This is a genomic window from Massilia sp. P2_C2 (assembly GCF_056404615.1).
On the sequence record NZ_JBFUDR010000566.1, the window covers coordinates 1 to 1,717 of the forward strand.

Consider the following 1,717-nt stretch of genomic DNA (forward strand, 5'->3'; position numbering starts at 1 on the left):
GTATGCGGGTGCCGGCGGCGTATGCGGGTGCCGGCGGCGACGGCCGCGCGCACGTCCTGCCACCCGCGCTGCGCGGCGGCGGCGTCCGTGCCGGGCGCGGCATCCAGAAGCAGGTCGGTCAGCTGGGCGCGCAGCACGTCGCAGGCCTGGGTATCGAGTCGGAGAATCTTCATGGCACGGTCAGGGAATCGGGTTGTGGACGGTGACGAGCTTGCTGCCGTCGGGGAAAGTGGCTTCGACCTGGATCTCCGGGATCATCTCCGGCACGCCCTCCATCACGTCGGCGCGCGCCAGCACGGTGGTGCCCTCGCTCATCAGCTCCGCGACGCTGCGGCCGTCGCGGGCACCTTCCATGATCGCGGCCGTGATCAGCGCGACGGCTTCCGGATAATTCAGCTTCAGGCCGCGCGCGCGGCGGCGCTCGGCCAGCAGGGCGGCGGTGRAGATCAGCAGTTTGTCTTTTTCGCGTGGGGTGAGATCCATGAGGTTTCCATTCACGTGTTCCAGATGCGCGGCACGCAGGCCGGGCGGTCGAGCAGGTGCGGGCGCAGCGCCTGCCACGCCCCGGTGAGAGCGGCGCGCGCGCGTTCGCTGTCGTCACCGAGCCAGCGCGCCACGAACACCTGCTTCACCTGGCTGACGGCGAGTCCGGGATCGAGGCTGCGCAGCGTCTGCTGCAGGCTTGCCGGCACGGGCTTGCCGACGGCGACGAGGGTCGCGCAGACGGTGTGGCCGTGCAGGCCCAGCGGACTGGCGAGGGTGGCGGGCGCGGCGCTGCCCTGCTCCCACCACACGGGCCGGCCCGCGATGCGGATGCGTGTGCGCTGCTTGATGCGTCCGCGTGTAAAGCGTTCGCCGGAGGCGCGGCGGCCGAAGCACAGCACTTCGGTGCCGATGTAGACGGCGCCCGGCGCGAGGTCGACGTCGTGATCGAATCGCACGTCGGCGTCGTCGTAGAGGATGGTTTCCTGCGGCAGCCATTCGATGGCGGCGCCCGGACCGGCATTGAGACGCACATCCTGGTGCGACGTGCGCCCGTTGGCGCGGTACCACTTGGCGGCGCCGGGCGACGTGGCCAGCACATGGCACCCGGCCGGTGCGTCGAGGGCGATGTCGAGGCGGTCGCCACCCACGACGCCGCCGGGCGGGTGCACGACGATCACATGGCAGGCGCCAGGCCCTTCCGGGTACAACGCTTTTTGCACGCGCAGCGGCCCCCGATGTTCGCGCCGCACGAGCCGCGTGCAATCGCCGTCGCGCGCAAAGCCGAGGCGCAGGCTCGCGTGCCAGGCGGTGTCTGGCGCGGTCGGGATCGGATCGTTGACTGTGCAATCTGGCATGCCTGATAGTTAGCAGGATGCATGCCAGTGCATATTGCGTGCACGGAAGGCTCCATGACGGAGCACGGCCTGCCCGCACGAGGACAAAACGCCCCCGGTGCGGGCAAAACGCACCAAAATAATGCGCCTACAACAATGCCCCGGTAGGGTGGGCACGGGGTGCCCACCCTGTAAAGGCAAAGTTAAAATGTCCGCTTTGGGCAAAGTTGAAATGTCCGCTTTTTGTGGGGTCTCAGACACGCTTTTGGGCGGACGCTTTCTTTGCTGAGCCAACACCTTGCGCGATGACGGCAGCGGTCTGATTGTCGCGGTAGTGGCGGTTGCGCACCTTCTTGTCGACGACGTAGTGGAGCGTCTTGGCATCGACGTCGGTAGCC

Annotated in this window: 2 protein-coding genes; both read right to left on the reverse strand. The window is 68.2% G+C overall.

Translation table 11 applies throughout. The features are described from left to right. Nucleotides 1-180: 180 nt before the first annotated feature. The gene (locus AC1DYX_RS30875; RefSeq protein WP_477265999.1) at nt 181-483 is read right to left on the reverse strand and encodes an urease subunit gamma; all 303 of its coding nucleotides are present in this window, start codon (nt 481-483) and stop codon (nt 181-183) included. A gap of 11 nt (nt 484-494) precedes the next feature. Then, complete coding sequence (locus AC1DYX_RS30880; RefSeq protein ID WP_477266001.1) at nt 495-1,340, reverse strand: urease accessory protein UreD; 846 nt, start codon at nt 1,338-1,340, stop codon at nt 495-497. Nucleotides 1,341-1,717 lie beyond the last annotated feature (377 nt).